This is a genomic window from Actinocorallia aurea, from assembly GCF_054783995.1.
The window spans coordinates 94,559-119,281 of the sequence record NZ_BAAGPQ010000034.1 but is presented as its reverse complement, the minus strand read 5'-3'; the positions used below and the strand labels follow the sequence as shown (position 1 = coordinate 119,281).

Annotated in this window: 24 protein-coding genes; 11 read left to right on the top strand and 13 right to left on the bottom strand. The window is 72.7% G+C overall.

The features are described from left to right. Nucleotides 1–84 precede the first annotated feature (84 nt). The 8 genes from ACYVOM_RS36340 to ACYVOM_RS36305 all read left to right on the top strand — a co-directional run bounded on the left by ACYVOM_RS36340 (nucleotide 85) and on the right by ACYVOM_RS36305 (nucleotide 7,686). Nucleotides 85–555 carry a nuclear transport factor 2 family protein gene (locus ACYVOM_RS36340; RefSeq protein WP_460308135.1) on the top strand — a complete coding sequence of 157 codons (471 nt, stop codon included), beginning with the start codon at nucleotides 85–87 and terminating at the stop codon, nucleotides 553–555. Further along, a complete protein-coding gene (locus ACYVOM_RS36335) occupies nucleotides 555–1,610 on the top strand; it encodes a methyltransferase (protein ID WP_460308134.1) in 1,056 nt (351 codons plus the stop codon). The genes ACYVOM_RS36340 and ACYVOM_RS36335 overlap by 1 nt, the downstream gene beginning before the upstream one ends. A 101-nt stretch (nucleotides 1,611–1,711) precedes the next feature. Then, nucleotides 1,712–1,960 carry a phosphopantetheine-binding protein gene (locus tag ACYVOM_RS36330; protein ID WP_460308133.1) on the top strand — a complete coding sequence of 83 codons (249 nt, stop codon included), beginning with the start codon at nucleotides 1,712–1,714 and terminating at the stop codon, nucleotides 1,958–1,960. Continuing rightward, nucleotides 1,957–2,730 carry an SDR family NAD(P)-dependent oxidoreductase gene (locus ACYVOM_RS36325; protein WP_460308132.1) on the top strand — a complete coding sequence of 258 codons (774 nt, stop codon included), beginning with the start codon at nucleotides 1,957–1,959 and terminating at the stop codon, nucleotides 2,728–2,730. The genes ACYVOM_RS36330 and ACYVOM_RS36325 overlap by 4 nt, the downstream gene beginning before the upstream one ends. A 108-nt stretch (nucleotides 2,731–2,838) precedes the next feature. Then, entirely contained in the window at nucleotides 2,839–3,855 is a 1,017-nt protein-coding gene (locus ACYVOM_RS36320; RefSeq protein WP_460308131.1) for an OB-fold domain-containing protein, read from the top strand. Next, entirely contained in the window at nucleotides 3,852–4,895 is a 1,044-nt protein-coding gene (locus ACYVOM_RS36315; RefSeq protein ID WP_460308130.1) for a lipid-transfer protein, read from the top strand. Before ACYVOM_RS36320 ends, ACYVOM_RS36315 begins: the two co-directional genes overlap by 4 nt. Next, nucleotides 4,895–6,049, top strand: coding sequence for a thiolase domain-containing protein (locus ACYVOM_RS36310; protein ID WP_460308129.1), 1,155 nt, complete (start codon nucleotides 4,895–4,897; stop codon nucleotides 6,047–6,049). The genes ACYVOM_RS36315 and ACYVOM_RS36310 overlap by 1 nt, the downstream gene beginning before the upstream one ends. 128 nt (nucleotides 6,050–6,177) lie before the next feature. Next, entirely contained in the window at nucleotides 6,178–7,686 is a 1,509-nt protein-coding gene (locus tag ACYVOM_RS36305) for a class I adenylate-forming enzyme family protein (RefSeq protein ID WP_460308128.1), read from the top strand. Here ACYVOM_RS36305 and ACYVOM_RS36300 read toward each other — a convergent pair. The 4 genes from ACYVOM_RS36300 to ACYVOM_RS36285 are packed head-to-tail and all read right to left on the bottom strand — an operon-like array spanning nucleotide 7,649 to nucleotide 11,894. Then, on the bottom strand, nucleotides 7,649–8,854 hold the full coding sequence (locus ACYVOM_RS36300; protein WP_460308127.1) for an acyl-CoA dehydrogenase family protein: 1,206 nt from the start codon (nucleotides 8,852–8,854) through the stop codon (nucleotides 7,649–7,651). The two genes, ACYVOM_RS36305 and ACYVOM_RS36300, sit on opposite strands and share 38 nt — an antisense overlap. A gap of 8 nt (nucleotides 8,855–8,862) precedes the next feature. Then, nucleotides 8,863–9,837 carry an acyl-CoA dehydrogenase family protein gene (locus ACYVOM_RS36295; protein WP_460308126.1) on the bottom strand — a complete coding sequence of 325 codons (975 nt, stop codon included), beginning with the start codon at nucleotides 9,835–9,837 and terminating at the stop codon, nucleotides 8,863–8,865. After that, the gene (locus ACYVOM_RS36290; protein ID WP_460308125.1) at nucleotides 9,828–11,015 is read right to left on the bottom strand and encodes an acyl-CoA dehydrogenase family protein; all 1,188 of its coding nucleotides are present in this window, start codon (nucleotides 11,013–11,015) and stop codon (nucleotides 9,828–9,830) included. The genes ACYVOM_RS36295 and ACYVOM_RS36290 overlap by 10 nt, the downstream gene beginning before the upstream one ends. Nucleotides 11,016–11,060: 45 nt before the next feature. Continuing rightward, on the bottom strand, nucleotides 11,061–11,894 hold the full coding sequence (locus ACYVOM_RS36285) for an enoyl-CoA hydratase/isomerase family protein (RefSeq protein ID WP_460308124.1): 834 nt from the start codon (nucleotides 11,892–11,894) through the stop codon (nucleotides 11,061–11,063). A 107-nt stretch (nucleotides 11,895–12,001) separates the two neighbouring features. Between ACYVOM_RS36285 and ACYVOM_RS36280 the strand changes: the two genes are divergently transcribed. After that, nucleotides 12,002–12,745, top strand: a complete 744-nt coding sequence (locus ACYVOM_RS36280) for a hypothetical protein (RefSeq protein WP_460308123.1) — start codon at nucleotides 12,002–12,004, stop codon at nucleotides 12,743–12,745. 90 nt (nucleotides 12,746–12,835) lie between these two features. Here the strand turns inward: ACYVOM_RS36280 and ACYVOM_RS36275 are convergent, their stop codons facing one another. Both ACYVOM_RS36275 and ACYVOM_RS36270 read right to left on the bottom strand, forming a co-directional pair. Further along, complete coding sequence (locus ACYVOM_RS36275) at nucleotides 12,836–14,026, bottom strand: acetyl-CoA acetyltransferase (RefSeq protein ID WP_460308122.1); 1,191 nt, start codon at nucleotides 14,024–14,026, stop codon at nucleotides 12,836–12,838. Between the two features lie 2 nt (nucleotides 14,027–14,028). Continuing rightward, nucleotides 14,029–15,411 carry an OB-fold domain-containing protein gene (locus ACYVOM_RS36270; protein ID WP_460308121.1) on the bottom strand — a complete coding sequence of 461 codons (1,383 nt, stop codon included), beginning with the start codon at nucleotides 15,409–15,411 and terminating at the stop codon, nucleotides 14,029–14,031. 64 nt (nucleotides 15,412–15,475) lie between these two features. Between ACYVOM_RS36270 and ACYVOM_RS36265 the strand changes: the two genes are divergently transcribed. Beyond that, the gene (locus ACYVOM_RS36265) at nucleotides 15,476–16,702 is read left to right on the top strand and encodes a CaiB/BaiF CoA transferase family protein (protein ID WP_460308120.1); all 1,227 of its coding nucleotides are present in this window, start codon (nucleotides 15,476–15,478) and stop codon (nucleotides 16,700–16,702) included. A gap of 4 nt (nucleotides 16,703–16,706) precedes the next feature. Here the strand turns inward: ACYVOM_RS36265 and ACYVOM_RS36260 are convergent, their stop codons facing one another. From ACYVOM_RS36260 to ACYVOM_RS36240, 5 genes are all read right to left on the bottom strand, one after another. Then, nucleotides 16,707–17,738, bottom strand: a complete 1,032-nt coding sequence (locus tag ACYVOM_RS36260) for a septum formation family protein (RefSeq protein WP_460308119.1) — start codon at nucleotides 17,736–17,738, stop codon at nucleotides 16,707–16,709. A 122-nt stretch (nucleotides 17,739–17,860) separates the two neighbouring features. Continuing rightward, complete coding sequence (locus ACYVOM_RS36255; RefSeq protein WP_460308118.1) at nucleotides 17,861–18,892, bottom strand: DUF4190 domain-containing protein; 1,032 nt, start codon at nucleotides 18,890–18,892, stop codon at nucleotides 17,861–17,863. 105 nt (nucleotides 18,893–18,997) lie between these two features. After that, nucleotides 18,998–20,032 (bottom strand): septum formation family protein, encoded by a 1,035-nt coding sequence (locus ACYVOM_RS36250; protein ID WP_460308117.1) that lies wholly within the window; start codon nucleotides 20,030–20,032, stop codon nucleotides 18,998–19,000. Nucleotides 20,033–20,138: 106 nt separating this feature from the next. After that, a complete protein-coding gene (locus ACYVOM_RS36245; RefSeq protein ID WP_460308116.1) occupies nucleotides 20,139–20,660 on the bottom strand; it encodes a septum formation family protein in 522 nt (173 codons plus the stop codon). A gap of 58 nt (nucleotides 20,661–20,718) precedes the next feature. After that, a complete protein-coding gene (locus tag ACYVOM_RS36240) occupies nucleotides 20,719–21,381 on the bottom strand; it encodes a PaaI family thioesterase (RefSeq protein ID WP_460308115.1) in 663 nt (220 codons plus the stop codon). A gap of 98 nt (nucleotides 21,382–21,479) precedes the next feature. Here ACYVOM_RS36240 and ACYVOM_RS36235 point away from each other — a divergent pair, with 98 nt between their 5' ends. Further along, nucleotides 21,480–22,091, top strand: coding sequence for a TetR/AcrR family transcriptional regulator (locus ACYVOM_RS36235; RefSeq protein ID WP_460308114.1), 612 nt, complete (start codon nucleotides 21,480–21,482; stop codon nucleotides 22,089–22,091). 34 nt (nucleotides 22,092–22,125) lie between these two features. On the opposite strand, the gene ACYVOM_RS36230 is transcribed toward ACYVOM_RS36235, so the two are convergent. Further along, a complete protein-coding gene (locus ACYVOM_RS36230; RefSeq protein ID WP_460308113.1) occupies nucleotides 22,126–22,941 on the bottom strand; it encodes an enoyl-CoA hydratase/isomerase family protein in 816 nt (271 codons plus the stop codon). Then, nucleotides 22,941–24,575: an AMP-binding protein gene (locus tag ACYVOM_RS36225; RefSeq protein WP_460308112.1), complete on the bottom strand. Its 1,635-nt coding sequence runs from the start codon at nucleotides 24,573–24,575 to the stop codon at nucleotides 22,941–22,943. Before ACYVOM_RS36225 ends, ACYVOM_RS36230 begins: the two co-directional genes overlap by 1 nt. Between the last annotated feature and the right edge of the window lie 148 nt (nucleotides 24,576–24,723).

The window sequence follows — 24,723 nt, the reverse complement described above, 5'->3', positions numbered from 1 at the left end:
GCGGGCACTGGACCGGGGCTCCACCGGTGCTGGAGCGGCCGCGGTGATGGTGCCCGAGGCTCCTACCCGAAAGGACGGCCCGCAGTGTCCCACGTTCTGCACCCCTCCGCCTCCGCCGACGTGCTCGCGGCGGAGGTGGCGGCGTTCTACGCCGCCCAGATGCCCCTCCTGGAAGAGCGCGACTTCACCCGGTTCGCCCAGACCTTCACCGCCGACTGCGTCTTCGGCTACGAGGGCGCCTGGCAGATCCAGGGAAGGTCCGCGCTGCTGGAGGGGATGCGCGCGAACTTCGCCCGCTACGGCTCCAGCACCGTCCGGCACTGGTTCGAGAACCGGCGCGCGAGCGTCTCCCCCGAAGGCGCGATCCTCGTCACCGCCACCTGCCTCGTCAGCGTGACGTCGGCGGAGGGGGCCGTGTCGTTCGAGCCGAGCTGCACCGTGCGCGACGAGCTGGTGCGCGAGGCCGACGGCGTCCTGCGCACCGGCTACCGGATCATCCGCCACGATCTGCCGAACCCTGGCGTCTACTTCGCCCTCCAGGCCGAGGGGCACTGATGGACGCCGGGAAGGTGCCGCCCCCGCTGCCGTCCCTGGACGCCCGCGTGGCGCTCTACCGGCTCGGCCAGGGCTACGCCACGCTCCAGTTCGTCCAGGCGGCGATCGACCTGCGGGTCGCCGACGCCCTGGGGGACGAGCCACGGTCCGGCGCCTCGCTCGCCGAGGCCGTCGGCGCCGACCCCGACGCGCTCGCGCGGCTGCTGCGGGCCCTGGCCTGCGCCGGTTTCTTCGCCGAGACGCCGGACGGCCTCTTCACGCACACCGAGCTGTCCCGCATGATCGCCGCCGACTCGCCGTGGGGCGCGCCCGACGTCGTCAGGTTCGGCTGGATGCACGTCCCGATGACGGTGCTGCGGCACACCGCCGACGCGGTGCGCACGGGTGAGGCGGTGTTCCCGAAGGTCTTCGGGACCGACGCGCAGAGCTACTTCATCAAGGACGACCCGGAGGCCGGCGGCATCTTCGACCGCGCCATGACCGCGAACACGATGCTGCTCAACAACGCCCCGGCCCTCGTCGAGGCGCTGGCGGTCGAGCCCGGCCAGACCGTCGCCGACGTCGGCGGCGGGCACGGCAGGCTGCTGGCGGGCCTGCTCGACCGGGAGCCGACGGCGCGGGGCGTCCTGGTGGAGCTGCCGGAGGTCGTCGGAGGGGTGGACGCGCGGCTGCGGCCGGGCGGCGATCTCGCGGACCGGGCCGAGCTGGTCGGCGGGGACTGCCGGGAGGCGGTGCCCGCGGGCGCGGACGTCTACGTCTACAAGCACATGATGTACATGTGGGACGACGAGACCGTCGTCCGGGTGCTGCGCCGGGCCGCCGAGGCGGGCGCGCCGGGCGCCCGCGTCGTCGTCGTCGACATGCTGCTCGGCGGCGGCGGCCCCTTCGAACAGGTCGGCGCCACGGTCGACCTGCTGATGGTGCTCATGGGCGGCGGCAAGCGGCGCAGCGTCGCGGCGTTCGCCGACCTCTTCGCCCGCGCCGGCCTCGTCTACCGCGGCGCCACTCCGGTCGAGGGCGACCAGTCGGTCCTGGTCACCGCGGTCGTCCCCTGACCCGTGCGGGCCTCCACCCCGCCCCCAGTCCGCCCCCAGCCGGTCCCGAGGCCGCCGGGCGACCCTTCCCTCAGACAACCCTCACCTCCAGGAGGAAGACCATGGCCCAACTGACGATCGACCGGCTCAAGGACCTGCTCCGCATCAGCGCCGGCGAGGACGAGGCGATCACGCTCGACGGGGACATCAGCGCGCGCGAGTTCAGCGAGCTCGGCTACGACTCCCTCGCGCTGCTGGAGACCGCCGCGCTGATCAAGCGCGAGTACGGCGTCGACGTCACCGACGACATCGCCGACCTGCCCACCCCCGAGGACCTGCTCGGCATGGTCAACGACAGGCTCGCCGCATGAGCCGGGTCGCCTTCGTCACCGGGGCGAGCAGCGGCATCGGGTTCGCGGTCGCGCGGTCGCTGGCCGAGCAGGGCCTCGCGGTCTACGCCTGCGCCCGCGACACCGCGCGGCTGGACGCCGCGGTCGGCAAGCTCGCGGCGGACGGCCTCGAGGTCGCGGGCGGGCCGTGCGACGTGGCCTCGACCGACAGCGTCCGGGCGGCGGTGGCCGACGCGGTCGCCAGGTTCGGCGGGATCGACGTCCTGGTCAACAACGCCGGGCGCGGAGGCGGCGGGGAGATAGCCGACCTCGACGAGCGGCTGTGGCTCGACGTCATCGAGACCAATCTGAACGGCGTCTTCCGGGTGACCCGCGAGGTCCTGGCCAACGGCGGCATGGGGCGCGACGGGTACGGGCGCGTCATCAACATCGCGTCCACCGGGGGCAAGCAGGGCGTCATCTACGCCTCCCCCTACTCGGCGTCCAAGCACGGCGTGGTCGGGTTCACCAAGGCCGTCGGGCTCGAACTGGCGAAGTCGGGCATCACCGTGAACGCGGTGTGCCCCGGCTATGTGGAGACGCCGATGGCCGGGAACGTGCGGCGCGGTTACGCCGACTTCTGGGGCGTCTCCGAGGCCGAGGTCCTGACGCGGTTCAACGCCAAGATCCCGCTCGGCCGCTACTCGACCCCGCAGGAGGTGGCAGGGCTCGTCTCCTACCTGGTCACCGACACCGCCGCCTCGATCACGGCGCAGGCGCTGAACGTCTGCGGCGGTCTCGGCAACTACTGACCGGCGCCTTCCGCGCCTTCCGCGCCCTCCGCCGCGCCGGGCGGGGGCGCGGAAGGTGTTCCCCTCAGCCTCTGGCGGACCCGATCTCATATTCAATATATTTTAGACATGAGATCGCGAGCCTCAGCGTCCGTGCCCGGCGCCGTACGGACGGTCCTGGAGTTTCCCTATACGCGCACGACGGGTGGGGCGATGGGCGCGTTCCTCACCGGCGCGCGCGACGGGCGCCTGCTGGGGGGCGAGGTGAACGGGCGGACGGTCGTGCCGCCGCCCGAATACGATCCGGCCACCGGCGCCCCCGCCGACGTCACCTTCGTCGAGGTCGGGCCGGGCGGGACCGTCACCGCGTGGACGTGGGTCCGGCAGCCGACCGCGAGCCACCCGTTCGACCGGCCGTTCGGCTTCGCGCTGATCCTCCTCGACGGCGCCGACACCCCCTTCGTGCACGCCGTCGACGCCGGGAGCCCCGAGCGGATGGCGACGGGCATGCGCGTCACCGTCCGGTACGCGGCCGAGCGCACGGGCGCGGTGACGGACTTCCACTTCGTGCCCGAGGCCGACGGCCCGGGCGAGGCTCCCGTCCGCGGTCCGGAGGCCGGGCCCGTCGCGATCACGACGCAGCTCATCTCGCTGGAGTACACCGAGCCGCTGCACCCGCACCGGGCGCGGTTCCTCGCCGGGCTGCTGCGCGGCGAGGTCGTCGGGCAGCGCTCGCCGGTCAGCGGCAAGGTGTACGTGCCGGGCCGCGGCTACGACCAGCTGGAGCGGGTCCCGATGACCGAGGCCGACGACGTGGTCGTGGCGGCGGCCGGGGCGGTCAGCTCCTTCACCGAGATCACGCCGGTCGCCTACCACGGGCAGAAGGAGACCGAGCCGTACATCCGCGCCTCGATCCTGCTCGACGGCAGCGACTCGCCCATCACCGGCGTCGACATCCGCACGATCCCGCTCGCGGAGTTCCGGGTCGGGCTGCGCCTGCGCGCGCTCTGGCGGCCCGAGGAGGAGCGGGACCTCTCCGGCTTCGACAACAGGTCCACCGGCGGCTGGGAGGGCGTCTTCGCCCGCTGGGAGCCCACGGGCGAGCCCGACGCCGACGTCCGCGCACTGGAGGAGCACGCGTTTTGAGCACTCGCCTTTCGCCCCCCGCAGACCGGCCGGTGGCGATCGTCGCCACCTCCGCGACCCCCGTCCACCCGGCCTATGCCGGGCCCGAGGCCGGGCTGGTCATGTCCTGCGTCAACGACCTCGTCGCCGCGACGGGCCTGGCCCGCGAGGAGCTCGGGTTCACGATCGCCGGAAGCTGCGACTACCTCGGCGGCACGCCCTTCTCGTTCGTCATGAACCTCGACGGGGTGGGCGCCTGGCCGCCCGTCTACGAGAGCCATGTCGAGATGGACGGCGCGTGGGCGCTGTTCGAGGCGTGGCTGCGGCTCCAGGTGGGCGACGTGGACACCGCGCTCGTCATCGGCTCAGGCAAGTCCTCCGCTGGGGACCAGCGCAGGGTCTTCGCCCTCCAGACCGACCCCTACACGATGGCCCCGCTCGGCCTTGACCCCGTCTCCCTCGCCGGGATCCAAGCGCGCGCGCTTCTCGACGCGGGCCTGGCGACCGAGGCGGACTTCGCCGCCACCGCCGCCCGCTCCGGCGCGGGCTCCTTGGACGAGTTGCTCGCCGCCCCGTACGTCAGCGACCCTTTGCGGGCCCACGACGTCGCCGTCCCCGCCGACGGGGCCGCCGCGCTCGTGCTCGTCGCGGGCGACCGGGCCCGCGAGCTGACCGACACGCCCGTGTGGATCACCGGCATGGACCACCGGATCGAGTCCCGGCTCCCGGGCCTGCGCGACCTGACCGACTCGCCCTCGACCCGGGCCGCCGCGGCGGGCGCGGGCGCGGACGCCGGGCCGATCGACGTCGCGGAGCTGATGGTCGTGCACTCCCCCGAGGAGACGATCCTGCGCGCCGCCCTCGGGCTGAAGGACGCCACCTCCGTGAACCCCTCGGGCGGGCCGCTCGCGGGCCATCCCGTCATGGCGACCGGCCTCGCCCGGGTCGTCGAGGTGGCCCGGCGCATCGCGGCCGGGGAGGCGGGGCGCGGCCTCGCGCACGCCTCCAGCGGAGCCTGCCTCCAGCAGAACCTCGTCGCCGTCCTGGAAGGAGACCGCTGATGGGCCGCCGCTGCGCCGTCGTCGGGATCGGGCAGACCGACTACCGCCGTCGTCTGGAGGTCAGCCTGGAAGGCCTCGTCCGCTGGGCGGCCTTGGAGGCGCTCGAAGACGCCGGCCTCACCTTCGCCGACATCGACGCGATCGTCATCGGCAAGGCCCCCGACCTCCTCGAAGGCGTCATGATGCCGGAGCTGACGCTCGCGGACGCGCTCGGCGCGGTCGGCAAGCCGATCCACCGGGTGCACACGGCGGGCTCGGTCGGCGCGGCCACCGCGATCAGCGGGGCGACGCTGATCGAGTCGGGCCGCTACGAGCGGGTGCTGGTCGTCGCCTACGAGAAGCAGTCCGAGGGGAACGCGACGTGGGCGCTGTCGGGCGGCAAGTCCGGCGGGCAGGGCGCGGGCGGCACGTTCGCGCCCTGGATCCGCGGCTATATCCGGCGGTCCGGCGCGCCCGAGCACATCGGGTGGAAGGTCGCGGTGAAGGACCGCAGGAACGCGCTGCGCAACCCGCACGCGCACCTGCGCATCCCGGACATCTCCGAGGACAAGGTGCGCGAGTCGCCCATGCTGTGGGAGCCCCTGCACTTCCTGGAGTCGTGCCCGTCCTCCGACGGGGCCGCCGCCGTCGTCCTGGCCTCCGAAGACGCAGCGCGCAAGGCTCCGTCCCGCCCTGCGTGGGTGGTCGCGCACGCCAAACGCAGCGAGTTCGCCTCCTTCCCCGGCCGCGACCCGGTGCGCCCGCAGGCCGGCGTGGACTGCGCGGAGGCCCTCTACCGCAAGGCGGGGATCACCGACCCGCTGCGCCAGATCGACTGCGCCGAGCTGTACGTGCCGTTCTCCTGGTACGAGCCGATGTGGCTGGAAGGCCATCTGCTGGCCGCGCCCGGCGAGGGCTGGAAGCTCACCGATTCCGGCGCGACGGAACTGGGCGGCTCCTTCCCGGTGAACCCCTCGGGCGGCGTGCTGTCGTCGAACCCGATCGGCGCGTCAGGGCTGGTGCGCTGCCTGGAGGCGGCGCGGCAGGTGCGCGGGACGGCCGGGGAGCACCAGGTCGACGGCGCGAAGGTCGCGCTCGGACATGCCTACGGCGGCGCGGCGCAGTACTTCGCGATGTGGATCGTCAGCGCCGACCCCGACCCGGACTTCTCCTGAGCCCGGGGCGCCCCCGCCCTTGACCCCGGTCGCCCACGATGCGATGTTCGACCCGTTCTGTCCGTTCTCACCCACCCCGCCTTCCCACGGACGAGCGGCCCGGTCCCCGTGCGCCGCAGGAGCACAGCATGAGCGCACCCACCGCCGGGCCGCACGCGGCGGCCTCCGGCATCGGCGACCTGTTCGCCGCGGTCCTGTCCGACGAACCCGACCTCGCCGCCCTCGTGCAGGGCGCGGACGTGCTGACCTACCGGGACTGGTGGTCGGAGTCCGGCGCGGCCGCCGCCCGCCTCGCCGAGCGGGGCGTGGGCGCGGGCGACATCGTGGCGCTGCTGCTGCCCTCGGGCCGGGCGTTCGCCGTCTGGTACCTCGCCGCGCTGCGGCTCGGGGCGGTCGTCTCGGCGGTGAACCCGCGCCTCGGACCGACCGAGACCGCGCACATCCTCGCCGCCTCCCGGCCGGTCCGCACCGTCACCGACGAGCCCGCGCGGGTCCCGGGCCCCGTCCTCGACGCCCGCGAGCCGCTCGGCGACGGCGAAGGGCCGGCGCACCGGGCGCGCGGCACCGACCCGGCGGTCATCGTCTGGACGACGGGCACGACCGGGATGCCCAAGGGCGCCTGGTTCGACCACCGGACGCTGCGCTTCATCGGCTGCCACCTCGGCCCGCTCAGCGTCCCCTACGACCGCAAGCTGTTCCCCATTCCGTTCGCCCACTCCGGGTACGTCACGCGCCTTTACGACCAGCTCGCGCACCGCTCCGCGCTGATCCTCACCGAGCCCGTCTGGAACGCGGCCGACATGCTCCAGATCCTCCAGCGCGAACGGGTGACGCTCGGGCAGGGCGTGCCGACCCAGTGGGAGAAACTCGTCGCCCTTCCCGAGCTGGAGACCGCCGACCTGTCGGCGCTGCGCCTCGTCGCGACGGGCGCGAGCCGGGTCTCCCCCGAACTCGTCCGGAGGCTGCGCGAGCGGCTGCCGTGCCCCGTCGTCGTCAGGTACGCGAGCACCGAGGTCCCCCTCGCCTTCGGCACCGCGCCCGACGACCCCGCCGAACTCGTCGCCCGGACCGTCGGACGGCCGCTGGGCGGCGCGGAACTCCAGGTGCGCGACCCGGACGGGACCGTGCTGCCCGCCGGCGAGGTCGGCCGGGTCCACCTGCGCTCCCGGGCCGCCATGCGCGGCTACTGGCAGGACGCGGAAAGGACCGCCGAGACGATCGGCGAAGACGGCTGGCTGGCCTCCAGCGACCTCGGCGCCCTCGACGGCGAAGGCAACCTCGCGATCGTGGGCCGCGCCGACGACGCCTACATCCGGGGCGGCTACAACGTGTACCCCTCGGAGGTGGAGGCGGCGCTCGCGGCCCACCCCGGGGTGGACCGCGTGGCCGTCGTGGGCGCTCCCGCGCCCGTCATCGGCGAGGTCGGCGTCGCGTTCGTGGTCGGCGACGCCGACCTCACCGAGGAGGCCCTGAAGGCGTGGTGCCGCGCGCGGATCGCCGACTACAAGTGTCCGGACGCCGTCGCGTTCGTCCCGGACCTGCCGGTGAACGCCACCTTCAAGGTGGACGTCACCGAACTGCGGCGGCGCGCGGCGCCGCTCACCTCCGGTACTCCTCAAGGAGCCGGCGGCCGATGATCATCTTCTGGACCTCGGCGGTGCCCTCACCGATCAGCAGCATCGGGGCCTCGCGGTAGAGGCGCTCGATCTCGGTCTCCTTGGAGTAGGCGAAACCGCCGTGGATCCGGAAGGAGTCCTCCACGACCTCTTTGCAGTACTCGCCCGCGAGGTACTTGGCCATCCCGGCCTCAAGGTCGTTGCGCTCGCCGCCGTCCTTGCGGCGCGCGGCCATCACCATCATCTGGTGCGCGGCCTCGACCTTGGTGGCCATCTCCGCCAGCTTGAACTGAATGGCCTGGTGCTCGGCGATGGGCTTGCCGAACGTCTCACGCTGCTGCGCGTAGTCGATCGCCAACTCGAACGCGCGGCGGCCCATCCCGCAGGCGCGGGCGGCGACGTTCACGCGGCCGACCTCCACGCCGTCCATCATCTGATGGAAACCGCGCCCGTTCTTCCCGCCCAGCACCTTGTCGGCACCGATCCGGAAACCATCGAAGACCAGCTCGGTCGTGTCGACGCCCTTGTAACCCATCTTGTCGATCTTGCCGGGGATCGTCATGCCGGGGGCGACCTCACCGAAGCCGGGGGTCTTCTCGACCAGGAACGTGGTCATGTTCCGGTAGACGGAGTCCGCGCCCTCGTCGGTCACCACGAGCACCGCGACCAGGCTTGAGGTGCCGCCGTTGGTGAGCCAGTACTTCTGGCCGGAGATCACGTAATCGGCATCCGGCCCGGCACCGTCGCGCACGGCCTTCGTCTTGATCGCCGACACGTCCGACCCGCAATGCGGCTCCGACATCGAGAACGCACCCCGCAAGGAGCCCTCCGCCAAACGGGGAAGGTAGTTCCGCTTCTGCTCCTCCGTGCCGTGCTTCAACACCAGGTGGGAGACGATGAAGTGCGTGTTGATGATCCCGGACACGCTCATCCAACCCCGCGCGATCTCCTCCACCGCCAGCGCGTACGTCAGCAGCGACTCGCCCAGACCCCCGTACTCCTCCGGGATCATCAACCCGAAGATCCCCAGCTCCCGCATCCCCGCGACGATCTTCTCCGGGTACTCGTCGGCATGCTCCAACTCCGTCGCCACCGGCATGATCTCGCGCTCGGTGAACTCCCGCACCGCCGCGAGGATCTCGCGCTGCTGCTCGGTCAGCCCCTCGGTGCGGGCCAGTCTGCTGCTCATCTCGCTCCTCACGCGATCCCGGCCGCCAGTTCCTCGGCGAGCGCGGCGGCCGTCCCGAACGCGGTCTCCTGCACCCAAGCGCGCTTGACGTACAGGTGCGCCAGGACCTCCCAAGTGAACCCCATGCCGCCATGGACCTGGACGCCGGTACGCCCGTTTCCGGATGCCGCCGCGTCGGCCAGCAGTTTCGCGGTCGCGGCGGCCTCGCCGGGGTCGCCGGAGCCCGGGTCGTCGACGGTCAGGGCCGCCACGAGCACCGCCGGACGGGCCAGGTCGACCCGCACGAGGGCCTCGGCGAGCAGGTGCTTGACCGCCTGGAACGAGCCGATCACCCGGTCGAACTGGCTGCGCTCCCCCGCGTACCGGACGGCGAGGTCCAGCGCGCCCTGCGCGACGCCGACCTGGAGGGCCGCGGTGAGGATCCGGCCGGTGCGGCGCAGCCGCGCGGCGTCGGCGGCGTCCCCGAGCCGCCTCGCGCCTTCCAGGGCGAGGGCCGCGGACGCGACGGGCGTCAGCGGGTCCAGGGGGTGCGCGGCGGGCGGACCTGCCACGTCGGCGGGCGCGAGGAGGAACACGCCGACGTCGTCCAGCACGAGGACGTCCGTGGCGGTCTCGGGGTGCTCCAGGACGCGGACGGGCTCGGCCGTGTCGAGGACGGTGACGATCGCGTCGCCTTCGGCGGCTCCCGGCACGAGGCCCGCCGCGAGGAACGTCCCGACGAGCGGGCCCGGCACCAGCGCGCGGCCGAGTTCCTCGAAGAGCAGGACGGCTTCGGCGAGCCCGAGGCCCATGCCGCCGGCGTCCTCGGGCAGGGTCAGGCCGAGGACGCCGAGATCGGCCAGCGCCTTCCACGCCTTGCGGTCGAACGGCGGCGCGGGCACCGCCGCCGCCGCGCGCAGGCGTTCGGCGTCCCAGGCGTCGGCGAGCCAGTCGCGCAGACCGGCCCGCAGGTCCTTCTGGTCGGCCGAGGGCATCAGGTCCATCGGGGCTCCTTGGGCAGGCCGAGGACGCGCTCGGCGAGGATGTTCTTCTGGATCTGCGAGGTGCCCGCGGCGATCGTGAACGCGAGGGTGTTCACCCGGTCCTCCACGATGTGGCCGCCGGCGCCGCTCATGGCCAGGGAGGCGCGGCCGAGCACGTGCGCGGCGAGATCGCCGATGCGCTGGCGGTTCTCGGTGAACTTCAACTTGAACACCGAAGCGCCCTGCACCGGGATCATCCCGGCGGACGCCTCGGAGACGTTCTTGCGGATGAGCGACCACAATCCGGACACTTCGGCGGCGAGCGCCCCGAGGTCGCGGCGCAGCGCGCCGTCGTCCCACAGGGTGCCGCCGCCGGGCGCGGGGGTGGCCTTGGCCGTCGCGACGGTCTCGGCGAGAAGGTTGCGGGACTCGACCACGTCGGAGATGAAGGCGGTGCCGCGCTCGAAGGAGAACGTGACCATGGCGACCCGCCAGCCGTCGTTCTCCGCGCCGACCCGGTTCGCGACCGGCACGCGGACGTCGTCCAGGATCAGCTCGCTGAACTCGCTGCTGCCGACGGCCGTGCGCAGCGGCCTGACGGTGACACCGGGGGTGTCCATCGGCAGGATCAGCCAGGTGATGCCCTTGTGCCGGGGCGCGTCCGGGTCGGTGCGCACCAGGAGTTCGCAGTGGTCGGCGACCTCGGCGTGCGACGTCCAGACCTTGCGGCCGTTGATCACGTACTCGTCGCCGTCGCGCACCGCGACGGTCCGCAGGGAGGCCAGGTCGGAGCCCGCGTCCGGCTCGGAGAAGCCCTGGCACCACACCGCGTCCCCGCGCAGGATGCCCGGAAGGTGCGCAGCCCGCTGCTCCTCGGTGCCCTCCACGATGAGGGTCGGCCCGGCGTGCAGGAGCCCGACGAAGTTCGCGCCCACATACGGGGCGCGGGCCTTCGCCGTCTCCTCAAGGAAGATCAGCTGCTCGGTGGGCGACGCCCCCAGGCCGCCGTGCTCGGACGGCCAGTCCACGCCCGCGTAACCGGCGTCGAAGAGGAGCCGCTGCCACGCGGTGTCGTAGGCGCGGCGCGCAGGCCAGTCGTCGCGGTCGGGCTTGGGGGGCAGGGTCGGGAGGGTCGCGTCCAGCCAGGACCGCAACCGGTCCCGGAAGGCCGCTTCCGCGGGGGTGAGGCGCAGGTCCACGGGAGGCTCCTGAGGGTGGGGGGGTCGCCGACTCTAGGGCGGGGGCTACCAGCCGCGGAAGCTGGGCTGGCGGCGCTCCAGGAAGGCGCGCAGGCCTTCCTGTCCGTCCTCGCTGCTCATGTTGACCTCGACGGACATGGCCTCCTCGCCGAACGCGGTGGCGCGGTCGGCGTCGAGGGCGCGGTTGACGAGGCGTTTGCCGAGGCCGAGCGCGACGGTGGGGCCGGCGGCGAGGCGGGCGGCCCATTCGGCGGCGGTCTTGGCGAGGTCCTCGGCGGGCACGACCCGGTTGACGAGGCCGAGGCGGTGGGCTTCGGCGGCGGGCAGGTCGTCGCCGAAGAAGATGAGCTCCTTGGCCCGCTGCGGGCCGACGAGCCGCGTCAGCAGGTACGCGCCGCCGCCGTCGACGACGAGGCCGCGCCGCACGAACAGCTCGATGAACTTGGCGTTGTCGGCGGCCAGCACGAGGTCGCAGGCGTAGGCGAGGTGGCAGCCGATCCCTGCCGCGGTGCCGTTGACCGCGGCGATGACGGGCTTGTCGCAGTCGAGGACCGCCGCGATGAGCCGCTGCGCGCCGCCCGCGATGGTGCGGGTGATCGAGCCCGCGGGCTGGTCGGGGAGGCCCTCGGGGCGGTCCGGGGCCGGGGCGGCGGAGCCGGAGAGGTCGGCGCCGGTGCAGAAGTGCCGGCCGCCCGCGCCGGTGAGCACGATCGCCCGCACGCGGGCGTCGCCGCTCGCCGCGCCGAGCCGGGCGATGATCCCCTCGCGCTGCGCGCCGCTGATGGAGTTGCCCGCCTTGGGCCGGTTGAGCGTCAGCGTGGCGACGCCGTCCGCGCCGAGCTCCCAGAGCAGTTCGGGTTCCGCCGCCGAGTCGGCCACGAGGCCACCGCCTTTCTCCGACGCACAGCGCGCCACGATTCCAATGCTTTATAAAGTATACAAAGACATGACTCCGGGGAACCCGGCCCCGGCCCGAGGAGGACGCCGTGAACGCCGCTCGCGCGAACGACAAGGTCTACATCCACGAGTTCATCCACATCACCAAGCAGAACCGCGCCCGGTACATGCACCACATGACGGCCAACTGGAGCCCGATCGCGCAGGAGCAGCGGAACCAGCTCTGCTACGGGGTGTGGGGCGTCGTCGGCAGCACCGGGCCGTGGCCGCAGACGGTGAACATGTGGGAGGAGGACGGCTTCGACGGGCTCGCCGCCTCGTTCCGGCTGGAGTTCGGCAACAAGATCCTTCAGGACCCGGCGCTGGAGAAGTGGTGGGCGGCGGCGGCCGACCTGCGCTCGGGCGGCTTCGACCGGATCGTCGTCCCGCACCCGTCGAGCGCGACGATCGGGGAGCTGTGCGCGGACGGGCCCGTCGGCGCGGAGCTGTACGCGCACGAGATCCTCGCCGTCCCGCAGGGCACCGCGTGGAAGGCCGCCGACCTTGTCGCCGCCCATGCGCAGCCCGCCCGCGCGCGCACGGGCTGGCGGCTGATCGGCGCGTTCGTCACGGCGATGCACGCGCTCGACGAGGTGATCCTCCTGTGGGCGATCCCCGACTGGGAGGCGTGGGCCGCCGCCGAGAAGGAGGCCGTCCGGGGCCGGGAAGGGCTGCTCCCCGAAGGCACGGGCCTGCTCACGCGCGACCGGATCCTGCTCGTCGACGCGCCGCTCTGCCCGATGCGCCTCGGCCGCCAGCCGCACCGGGACGACCGGACGGACTGGACCGACTGAACGGGCTCGCGCGCCACGCGTGTCCGGGGCGGCGGCCGATCCCTCATCCCGTCCGCCGCCCCCGCGCAGGGCCCTACCCATGGACCCGGCTCACTCCGTGCCCAGGATCGACACGAAGCTGACCATCTCCCCCGGGTAGCCGCCCAGGTTGTGGGTGAGCGCCAGCGACCGCTCGCCGAAGGTGGAGATCCGCCGCTCGGCCGGGGCCTCGCCGCGCAGCTGCAGCCACGCCTCGAACATCATCCGCAGGCCGGACGCGCCCACGGGGTGGCCGAAGGACTTCAGGCCGCCGTCCGGGTTCACCGGCAGGGCCCCGTCGAGGTCGTAGGCGCCGTCGAGGACCTTCTTCCACGCCGCACCGCGCTCGGCCAGGCCCAGGTCCTCCACCAGCACGAGCTCGGTCGGCGTGAAGCAGTCGTGCACCTCGGCCATGGCCAGCTCCGCGGCCGGGTCGGTGATCCCGGCCTGCGCGTAGGCGTCCCGGGCGGACGCGGCGACCTCGGGGAACGTCGTGTAGTCATAGGACGGGTCCACGAGGCCCGAGCCGTCGCCCGCGACGAACGACAGCGCCTTGATGAACAGGGGCCTGTCGGTGTACCGGTGGGCGTCCTCGGCGCGCACCACGATCGCCGCCGCCGAACCGTCGGCGACACCGGCGCAGTCGAACACCGACAGGCCGCCCGCGACGGCCGGCATCGCGCACAGCCGCTCGACGGACATCTCCTTGCGGAACTGGGCGCGCGGGTTGCGGGCCCCGTTGGCGTGGTTCTTGGACGCGATCCGCGCCAGGACCGTGCGCATCTCGTCGTCGGAGACCCCGTACTTGCGGCCGTAGGCGGGCGCGACCATGGAGAACATGGCGGCGGCCGTCAGGGTGCGCTGGGTGCCGTCGTTCGGGATGGGGAAGGCGTTGAGGCCCTGGTAGCCGGAGTCCTTGACCTTCTCCACGCCGACGGCCATGGCGACGTCGTACGCGCCGCTGGCGACCGCGTAAGCGGCCTGGCGCAGGGCCTCGGACCCGGTGGCGCAGTAGTTCTCGACCCGGGTGACGGGCTTGTCCTTGAGGCGCAGCGGCTTGGAAAGGGTGAGGCCGCTCATCCCCGACTGGGCGGTGCCCAGCCAGTAGGCGTCCACCTCCTCCTTCGCCATGCCCGCCGAAGCGAACGCCTCGTCCGTGGAGGCGAGGAGCAGCTCGTCGACGCCCTTGTCCCAGTGCTCGGTGAACCGGGTGCAGCCCATCCCGACGATGGCGACCCGGTCCTTGATCCCGTGCGAACCCATCTCTAGGCCTCCCCGCCCCGGACCGGCCGGGCCTTCCAGAAGTAGTTGTGGATGCCGTCGGCGGTGAAGAGCCTCCGGAAGACCGGCTCCACCCGGTCGCCGATCGCCACCTCGCCCGCGGCCACGTCCGTCAGCTCGATGGGGAGGCGGCCTCCCCCGTCGAAGTCGACGACGGCGAAGACGACGGGCGGGCTCGGCGAGTACGCGAGCCGGTCGACGGTGAAGGTGACGATCACGCCCTGCGCGTCGGCCATCGGCGCGGGCGCGGCGTCGAGCGGCGACGGGGGCATGCGGACCATCCCGTCGTCGCCGCGCGAGCCCGTGAAGCCGTACTTCCAGGCGGAGTTGCGGGCCGCGGCCGACGAGGAGGGCCGGGCGGGCTCGGGGCGGCGCGGCGGTTCGACCGGCAGCATCCCGCGCCAGGCGAGGAACGTGCCGTAGTCCACGGGCGCGCCTTCGGCGGCCTGCGCGGCGACGGGGCGCGGCACGGGGTGGGCGGCGAGGGCCTCGGTGGTGCGGAAGACGAAGGCGTCGGCCCCGTCGGCGAGCACCAGGAGCACGATGACGCGGCCCGCGGCACCCGCCTCCTCAAGCGCGCTTGCGAGCAGGAGCCCCGGCTGAGCCGCGCCGGTGGCGCCGACCGAGCCGTCGAGGCGGTCCACGACCGCGGCGATCCCGGAGCGCGCGGCCACGGCCGCCGCCGCGCGCGCGTGCAGCCCCGCGACGGCCAGCGCCCCGACCTCCTCGGCGGCGACGCCCGCGCGGGCCAATGCCAGCTTCAGCGCCTCCGCGCCGAGCGCGGTGTACCGGGTCTCGCCGAACCGCTCCTCCCACAGCCGGGAGGCGGCCTCGCCGGGAACGCGCCAGCGGTCGGTGAACTCCTCGGTGACGGAGGCGGCGCCGAGGAACTCGGCGAGGACCGGGCCGTCGTCCTCGCCCCCGACCAGGAGCGCCGCGCCGCCGTCGCCGCCGGCTGCCTCGTCGCCGCTGCCCGGCAGGCCGCCGCGCAGGTCGCCCGCGACGACCAGGGCGGGCCCCGTCGAGCCGAGCGCCGCGCGCAGCGCGCCGGCCGCCGACCGGACCGAGCCGACCGCGTCATAGGCCGGGGCCTCGCGGTCGAGGCGCAGGGCCGCGTGGACGGTCGCGGCGTTCGTCTTGTCGAGGTAGGGAGGGTCGGTCGTGGCGAACCAGAGGGAGGCCGGGGAGACGGGGGCGTGCCGCAGGGCGAGCCTCGCGGCGGCGACGCCGAGGGTGACGGCGTCCTCATCGTAGGAGGCGACCGTTCGGGTGCCCTTGCCTCCGCCCTTCCCTGCGATCCCGGCGATGGTGCGGCGGTCGAGCCGCCGGTGGGGCAGGTACCCGCCCCAGGACAGGATTCCGCGCATAGGCGGCATCATAGCGGCGATCTCGAATATTGCATAAAAGATTCAATCTGCAATACTGCGGTTCATGACACAGGGTGAGCCCGATCCGCACGCGCGCCCCCTCGCGGGCGTCCGCGTCCTCGCGCTGGAGCAGATGCAGGCGCTGCCGTACGCGACCCAGCTCCTGGCCCGTCTGGGCGCCGACGTGGTGAAGATCGAACCGCCGTCCGGCGACTCCGGCCGCGGCTCCCGCCCCGCGATGGCCGACCCCGCGGGCCGTCCCGTCGGCGCGACGTTCCTGCGCAACAACTTCGGCAAACGCAGCCTGTGCGTCGACCTGAAGGACCCGCGCGGCCGCGACCTCGTCCTCGCCCTGGCCCCGCGCTTCGACGTCATCGCCGAGAACTCCAAGGCCGGCGCGATGTCCCGGCTCGGCCTCGGCTACGACGACATCGCCCGCGTCCACCCCGCGGGCATCTACGTCTCGGTGTCCGGCTTCGGCAACACGGTCCCGACGCCCTACGGCTCCTGGCCCGCCTTCGCCCCGATCGTCGAGGCGATGTCCGGCATCTACGAGATGAAGCGCGAAGGCGACGACCCGCCCCGCGTGGCCCCCGTCGGCGCGCTCGGCGACATCGGCGCGGCCCTCTTCGCCACGATCGGCATCCTCGCCGCCCTCCGCCACCGCGAGACCACGGGCCTCGGCCAGTACGTCGACATCGCCATGCTCGACTCCGTCATCGCGATGACCGACATCGTCAGCAACTTCTGGTCCATGGGCCTCCGCAACGGCGACACCGGCCCCCTGATCATGCACGGCTTCCGCGCCAAGGACGGCTGGTTCATCCTCCAGGTCGGCCGCGAGGCCCACTTCGCCAAACTCGCCGACCTCATCGGCCACCCCGACTGGAAGACCGACCCCCGCCTCGCCACCCGCCAAGGCTGGGTCGACCACCTCGAAACGGTCCTCCGCCCGGCCATCGAGTCCTGGGCCGCCCCCCACACCAAGATCGAGGCCTGCCACCGCCTCGGCCAAGCCGGCATCGCCGCAGGCCCGTGCCTCTCAGACGAGGAACTGGTGACCGACCCCCACGTCCAGGCCCGCGACATGCTCGTCGCCCTCCACCGCACCGACGGCGTCCCCCAGCCCGTCCTCACCCCCGGCAACCCCGTCCGCCTCAGCGCCCACACCCCGCCGCCGGAGGCCCGCCCTCCCTGGCTAGGCGAGCACACCGACACCGTCCTGACGGCGGAACTGGGCCTGACCCCCGAGGCCGTCGCCGCCCTGCGCGCGGACGGCGTCATCACCTGACGCCTCAGGGGACGAGCGAGTCGGTGAGGGCGGTGTCCTCATGGCCGGACTCGACGAGGCAGAGGACGCGCCTGTCTTTCGCGGCCCAGTCTTTCCGGGTGGGGGTCACGCTGCTGTAAGCCGTGCGGACGGCTGGCGGATGGTCGGCGAAGAACCGGTCGAGGCGGTCCTGGCAGAGGGCCTCGGCGCGCTCCTCGACGCGCTTCGGGCCCGGCCAGGGGCCCTCGGGGAGGGAGAACACCTTGACGACCTGCGCGTCGTGGGGCTCGTCGCAAGCGACGGTGGCCACCGAGTAGGACGCCTCGTCCGGCAGGTCGAAGCAGTCCCGGACGGCCAGCTCGGACCACGGCTCCCTGGCCGGGTCCACCTTCACCGCGGCCAGGTCGACGAAGGTGCTCGTCTTCCCCTCAGAGGACTCAAGGAGGCAGACGATCCTCCTGTCGAACCTCCACGAGTAGCTGGTCGGCGTGAGATAGGTGAGCTCATAGGCTTCGGCGTACGGGCTCTGGAGCAGCCTGGGGAACCAGGGGTCGTGGCATTCCGCGTCCGCCCGCCGCCCGATCTCCTCGCCGCCCGGATACGGCTCGTCGGCCTGCTCCGCCACCGAGAGCACCTGGATCGTGTGCGGGCTCGTGCAGCCCGTCACCGTCCGCTCTTCCGGCGTCTCGCCCGAGCCCGTCTCGTTGTAGCAGACGCCCGGCTTCAACCGCTCGTCCTTCAGATCCCCCACCCAGACGAGCACCGCAGCCGCGACCAGGCTCCCGACCACGAGCCACCCGGCCGACACGGCGATCCCCGCGATCGCGAACCCCTTCCCCCCGCCCCCCGCCCTCCGCGCGCGCACCAGCGCCACGATCCCCAACGGCACCGAGACGCAGACCGCCCCGACGAGCGCCAGCACCAGCGAAGCGATCGCGAGCCCGTCGCGCGTCGGCGCCGCGGGCGGCCCCGGAAAGTACCCGCCCTGCGGATGAACCCCCGGCGGGACGTTCGCCGGCCCCGGCACCTCATGCCCGGACAAAGGATCATGATTCATGGCCGCATGCTAGATCATCATGAATCTCCCTTTTGACCATTTCACCCCTCGGCGTGCCGCCAACGTCCAACGGCCCGTCCCCGCGACCGCGGGCACGCCGTCCCCAGGACGGGCGGGGTGGGTCAGGGGACGAGCGACCTGGTAAGGGGGATGTCGTCGTAGCCGGTCTTGACGAGGCAGAGGACGTGCCTGTCGCCCCGGGCCCAGGACGCGCGGGTGGGGGACACGAACGAGTCGGCGGTGAGCACACCCGGCGGGTGCTCGTCGAAGAAGCGGGAGGAGTAGCGGTCGCACCGCGAGCCCGCGCGCTCGTCGACGCGCTCCTCGCCCGGCCAGGGGCCCTTGCCCAGGGAGAAGGCGTGGAAGACCTGGGCGCCGTGGGGCCGGTCGCAGGCACGGGCGACGACGGTGCGGGAGTCCTCGCCATGCGGGTCGAAGCAGTCCCCGACGGCGAGGTCCGACCACTGCTTCCTGGCCGGGTCCACTTTCACCGCGGACAGATCGACGAACGAACTCGTCTTCCCGTCAACGGCCTTCAGCAGGCAGATGACCCTTTTGTCCACCAGCCAGGAGAAGCGGGAGGGCAGCTCGTAAGTGAGCCCGTAGTCATCGGCGTACGGCCCCTGGAGCAGAGCGGGGTACCAGCGGTCGACGCATTCGCGCCGGGCCCTCCTCTCGAGCTCCCTGTCACCGGGATACCCGCTGCCGGACGGCTCCTCGGCCGAGAGGACCTGGTGGGTGTGCGGGCTCGTGCAGTCCGTGAACTCGCGACCGGCCGTCTGAACTTCGTTGTAGCAGGCTCCCGGCGCGGGCCTCTCGTCCTTCATGTCCGCGACCACTGCGAACAGCAGCGCCCCGACCAGGCTTCCCGCGATGAGCCACAGGGCCGACAGGACGATACCGGTGACCGCGAGACCGGTGCCCGGCCCGCCCGTCCTGCGCGCGCGGACCAGCGCGGCGATCGCCAGCGGGAGGGAGACGCAGGCGGCGCCGACGATACCGAGCGCCACCGAGGCGATGGCGAGCCCGTTGCGGGGCCGCGGGGGCGGCACCGCGGCATACGGGCCGGGAGGGGGCGGCGACTCCGGCGGCCGGGCCCCCGGAGTGGCCGCGTGGCCTTGCGCGAGGGGCCCGGAGAACGGATCACGTGTCACGGCTGAATGCTCATGGTCGGCGCTTCCCTTGAATGCTTCGCTGCGGAGATGCCCTTCGTGCCCCACGGCGGCCCTGAACCCTGATCGGGTGAGAGCGGACAGGGGTCAGGGGACAAGGGATCGGTGCAGCTGGGTGTCCTGGTAGCCGGACTCGACGATGCAGAGGACGCGCCGGTCCCCCTGGACCCATTCCGCCTGCGTCGGGCCGACGTAGTTGTCGACGGTGCGGACGCCCGGCGGATGCGCCTCGAAGAACGAGGTGACGAGGCGGTGGCAGCGGTCTTCGGCGCGCTCGTCGACCTTCTCCTGCCCCGGCCAGGAGCCCTTCGGCGGCGAGAAGGTCTTCACGACCTGCGCGTCGTGGGGCTTGTCGCAGGCCGTGGTGGTGACCGCGTAGACCTCCTGTTCCGGCAGGTCGAAGCAGTCGCCGACGGCGAGGTCGGCCCACCGCTTCCGGGCGGGATCCACCTCGACCGCGGCGAGGTCGGCGAGGAAGGTGGTGCTGCCGCCGTCGACAGTGGTCAGGAGGCAGACGACGGTCTTGTCGAAGTCCCAGTCGTCGCGGGCCGGCGCCAGGTAGCCGACATTGTGCGTCGCCGCCCACGGGCTCTGGACCAGAGCGGGGTTCCAGCGGTCGCCGCACAGTGCGTCCGACCGCTGCTCGACCTTGCGGTCTCCCGGGTAGGCGCCGCCGGGAAGCTCCTCCACGGAGAGCACCTGGTACATGTGCGGCTTCGTGCACTCCGTCGCCGTGCGCGGCACCAGCGCCTCCTCGTCGGCGGCCTCGTTGAAGCAGACGCCCGGCGTCAGCGCCACCTCGGTCTTCTCCGACACGAAGAACGCCAGTCCCGCGGCGAGACTCAGCGCCACGATCCAGCCGACCGACACGACGATGCCGGCGATCGCGAGCCTGCGCCCGGAACGGCCGCTCCGGCGCACCCGGATCAGGGCGACGATGGACAGCGGCAGGGAGACGCAGACGGCGCCGAGCCCGGCGAGGATCAGCGCGACCGTCGCGAGGCCGTCGCGCGGAGGCGGCGCGGGCGGTCCCGCGAAGAGTGGGCCGCCCGGGTGCCCGCCCGGGGAGTACGCGGGCGGGTACCCGGCGGGAGGTCTGCCGCCGTAGGGGTCGTGCGTCATAGCCGCATGCTAAATGATCAGCAATATCCGTTTCGATCATTTCACCCGACTTCACTCTCCTCCTTCGCGTCGCCGCCGCGCGGAGCGGGCTCGGGGCGGGCGGTCGTCAGGGTGCGGAGGGCGGGAGGATCGCCGGGGTCGTGGTGGGGGCGTGGAAGGAGAAGAGGGCGCAGGCGGTGATGCGGTCGGCGGGCCAGCGGTCCGCGGTGGGGACGAGGACGGTGCGCTGGTGCGACAGTGCGTAGGGGCTCTGCCGCACCGTGGTGTTCCACCTGGTGCCGCAGGCCTCGTCGGCCTGCTCATGCAGCGTCTCGTAGCCCGGATAGGGGCCGTCCGGCAGGACCTCGACGGAGAGGACCTGGAACCAGTGCGGCTCCGTGCAGCTCACCGGCTTGCGCGAGGCGATCTCGCCCTTGGTGTTGAAGGCCAGGTCGAGGCAGCTTCCGGGCTTGAGCGGGTCGTCCGGGATGCCGTCCTCCGGTGCCGCGAAGGCCCGGACGACGAGCCCGATCCCGACCACCGCCACGACGAGGAGCACCGGCCGCAGGACGGATGTCCGCCGCGACTCCCGCGGACCCGAGCCGAGCGCCTCGGACCGGAAGCCGTCGACTTCCAGATCATGGGGCATCGCCCCATACTAGGGCGGTTCGCGGCGGATATCCGTGAATCCGATAGAGCGGGCCCGATCAGGGGCCGGTCTGGGTGCGGGTGAACATGCGGGCTATGCCTTCGCGGTCGAGGAGGGCGAATTCGCCGACGGCCTCGCAGGTGACGACGTCGTTCTGGAGGAGGCGGCCCAGGGTGCGGACTCGGCGTCCCTCGACGTGGTCGACCCAGGCTTCGAAGCGGCACGGGGTGTTCAGGGCGGTCGGGCGGCGGTAGGTGATCTGGAGGCTGCGGGTGGGGCCGGCGACCTGGGAGAGGTAGTTGGCGGCGGCGCAGACGATGTCGAAGGCCGCGGCGAGGACGCCGCCGTGGACGCACCCCGGAGGGCCCTCGTAGGGGCGGGTGAGGGTGCCGGTGAGGACCGCGGTCGTGCCTTCGGACGAGAGGGTCAAAGGCGGCGCGAGGGGGCTGTGGCGGCCGAGGATCACGTCGAAGGGCATCCGGGCCGCGAGGTCGGTCTCGCTCTCGTCCGGGAAGTGGAGCTGGGTCATCGGCGGCAGCGGGTCGGGGACGTGGCGGGCGAGCGCTTCGGTGATCGCGTCGAGGCCGCGGGCGGCGGCCAGGGTGGCCTCCGGGGGCGCGGTGGTCGCGGTGGCGACCTCGATGAGGCGGCGCACCGAGGCGGCCAGCGCCCGCGATTCCTCCAGCCGTCCGAGCAGGACGGGGTGGTCGGCTTCGGTCACGGAGGGCCTTCCTTCATTCCTGGGCTGTGGACCGTCCACGTGAGCGCGCGGGCGGCGGCGATACCATGATTCACAATGCGAAGGGGGTTCGGGCGGGGATGAGCGGACGGAGTCTGCGCGACGAGCGCCGGGAGCAGCGCCGCGCGCTCAGCCGCGACCAGATCCTCGACGTCGCCGAGCAGGTGTTCGCCGCGAAGGGCTTCCACGACGCGTCCCTGCGCGAGATCGCCGAACTCGCCGACTACTCCGTGGGCGCGGTCTACGGGTTCTTCTCGGGCAAGGACGAGCTGTACCGGGAGATCTTCCACCGCCGCACCTCCGCGTTCATGCCGGAGATGGCCGAGGTGCTGAGCGCCGACGAGCCCGCCGACCGCCGCCTCGTCGCCCTCGCCGCATGGCAGGTCGGGTTCTTCCGGAGATTTCCCGAGTTCGGGAGGCTCGTCCTGCGGGGCGGGGCGATCGCGTCGCCGGTCGCCGACCCGCCCGAGGACACCGAGACCCTCGCCAACTTCCGCCGCTCGATCGACATGCAGGCCGAGCTGTTCCGCGACGGCCAGCGGGCCGGCCTGCTCCGCGAAGGCGACCCTGTGCTCATGGCCCGCATGTTCTCCGGTCTGGTGAGCGCCTTCCAGACGAGCGAGCTGTCCGGCGGCGCGCCCTTGCCGATCGACCTCCTCACCGAGACGGTCGAGCGGGCGTTCCTCGCCTGAAGGGCGGGCCGGGTGAGCGCCCGGCCCGCATCCGTCACAGGCGCCTTCCGCCACGGAACTCCTCGGGCACCCAGGAGGGTTCGCGCTTCTCGGCGAACGCCCGGCCGCCCTCGACCATCTCGTCGTTGTACAGGAGCGCGTCGAACGTCATCCGGTCGACGGTCCCGTAGCGCTCGTTGACCAGGCGTTTCACCTGGAGGCGGGCCTGCGGTGCGGTCCGGCAGATCTGGATCGCCACCTCCTCGGCCTCCTTCAGGACGTCGGCGTCGTCGACGAGCCTGGTGAACATGCCCCATGCGACGGCTTCGGCCGCGGTGACCGTCCGGCCCGTCAGCAGCATGTCGCGCGCGCGGGCGATGCCGATCTGGCCGGGAAGGTAGCAGGCGTACCCGGTGTCGGCGATGCCCCGGAACAGCTCCGGTGCCCGGACGGTCACGCTGCGTCCGACGACGGCGACGTCGGAGAGCATCGCGATGAGCAGCCCGCCGCCCTGCGCGATCCCGTTGACGGCCGAGACGACCGGTTTCGGGGACCGCCGGATCGCCTCGAAGGGCGTGGAGTCGAGGCTGAGGAGGTCGGGGAAGTCGAGCCACCTGTCGGGCTCGCGGCCGCGCAGCTCGCCGCCCGGCATGAACACGTCGCCGGTCCCGGTGATGATCAGCGCGGCGAGGTCCGGGTCCCGGTTGACGACGTCGACGGCGCGCCGGATCCCGAAGTACATCGCGCTGGTGAGGGCGTTGCGCGAGTCCGGCCGGTCCACGACGCACCAGGCCAGCGGGCCGCGCCGCTCCAGGCGGAGGTAAGGGGTGCCGAGGTCGTCGCCCTTGAGGCCGTGCGCTTCGGCGCCCATCAGCGGCGCTCGAACTTCACGCCGGCCGCCTCGCGGTCCCAGGTGGCGGCGGTGACGCCCTCGTCGCGCAGCAGGTTCTTGGTCGTCCGGCCGGTCCGGCTCATGGGCAGTTCCTCCCGGAACTCGAAGTAGCGGGGCACCGCGTAGTACGGCAGGTGGTCCACCGACCACCGGCACATCTCCTCCTCGGTGACGGCCGCCCCGTCCCGTAGGACGAGCGTCGCCTTGACGTCGTCCTCGCTGACCTCGCTCGGCACGGCGTGCACGCAGACGTCCTTGACGGCCGGGTGCTCGTGGAACACCTTCTCCAGCTCCCAACTGGAGATGTTCTCGCCCCGCCGCCGCATGTAGTCGGCCTTGCGGTCGACGAAGAACAGGTAGCCGTCGTCGTCGACCTTGCCGATGTCGCCGGTGTGGAACCACAGGTTGCGCCACGCCTCGACCGTCGCCTGCGGGCGCTGCCAGTAGCCCTCGAACATCACGTGCGGCATCTTCGGCCGGCACACGATCTCGCCGGGCTCCCCGACGGGCACCTCGTGGTCCTCGTCGTCGAAGATCCGGACGTCGAAGGTCTCCGCGTTCACGATGCCCGCCGAACCCGGCTTCCCCGGCTCGCCCGGGGGCAGCCAAGAGATGAGGGACGCCTCCGTGGCTCCGTACGCGTTGCTGAAGGTGGTGATGCCGAAGCGCTCCCGGTACAGCTCGTCTATCTCCGGGGGTATCGGCGCGCCGGTGAGCAGGCGAAGGCTCGTGTTCGCCTCGGGCGTCCCCGCGTTCTTCGCCTCCGGGTGGTCGTCCGCGCGCGCCACGAGGACGGCGAGGGAGCCGAGCAGAGACGCGATCGTCGCCTCGGTCCGGTTGATCTCCGGCCAGAAGCCCGACACGGAGAAGCGCCGCGACAGGGCGGCCCTGCCCCCGCTGATGAGCGTTCCGGTGAGCATGCACGAGATGGCGTTGAAGTGGAACAGCGGGAGCGGGCTCCACACGACGTCCTCGGGGGTCCGCCCCCACGAGGAGATGATCTGCCGCGCGATCGACAGATGGTAGTTGTGGCTCAGCGCGCAGCCCTTCGACGGGCCCGTCGTGCCCCCGGTGTAGACGATCGTGCCGAGGTCGGTGGGCCGCACCAGCACGCCGGGGGCCCGCTCCGCGGAGGCCGCGAGCTCGTCCCAGCCGTGCACCCGCGTGCCCCGCGAGCAGGAGACGACGGGCCGCCCCTTCCCCACGACGACGAGGTGCCGCACCGTCTCGACCTGCTCCAGGACCTCGACGGGCCGGTCCGCGAGGTCGTCGTGCACGATGACGACGGCCGCCTGGGAGTCCGCGAGGACGTGTCGCAGCAGCGGCCCCTTGAGCGCGGTGTTCACCGGGACGGCGATCGCGCCCAGCCGATGGATCGCGAACCAGGCGACGACCGCCTCGGGCCCGTTCTCCAGGATCGTCGCGACGGTCGAGCCGTGCCCGACGCCGAGCGCGTGCAGGGCTCCGGCGACGCGATCGGCCTCGGCGTCGAGCGACGCCGCCGTGTACGGCGTGCCGCAGAGGTCGAGGAACGGGCCGTCCGGGTCCCGTGCGAGGCGTCTGTCCAGCAGATCGAGCAGGGTCAGCTGCTCGCCGTTCACCCAGTCTGGCATTTTCGGGTCTCCTCGGGGGCGGGACGGTGCAACTTGTATATGTTATCTAATCTACTTTTTGAGGTACAAGACGAGCGGGCGCTTGTGCGCCGAACTGAACTGCGGTTCACTCTGTTGAGACCCTCGTTCAGCCGCCCCGTGACCCCCA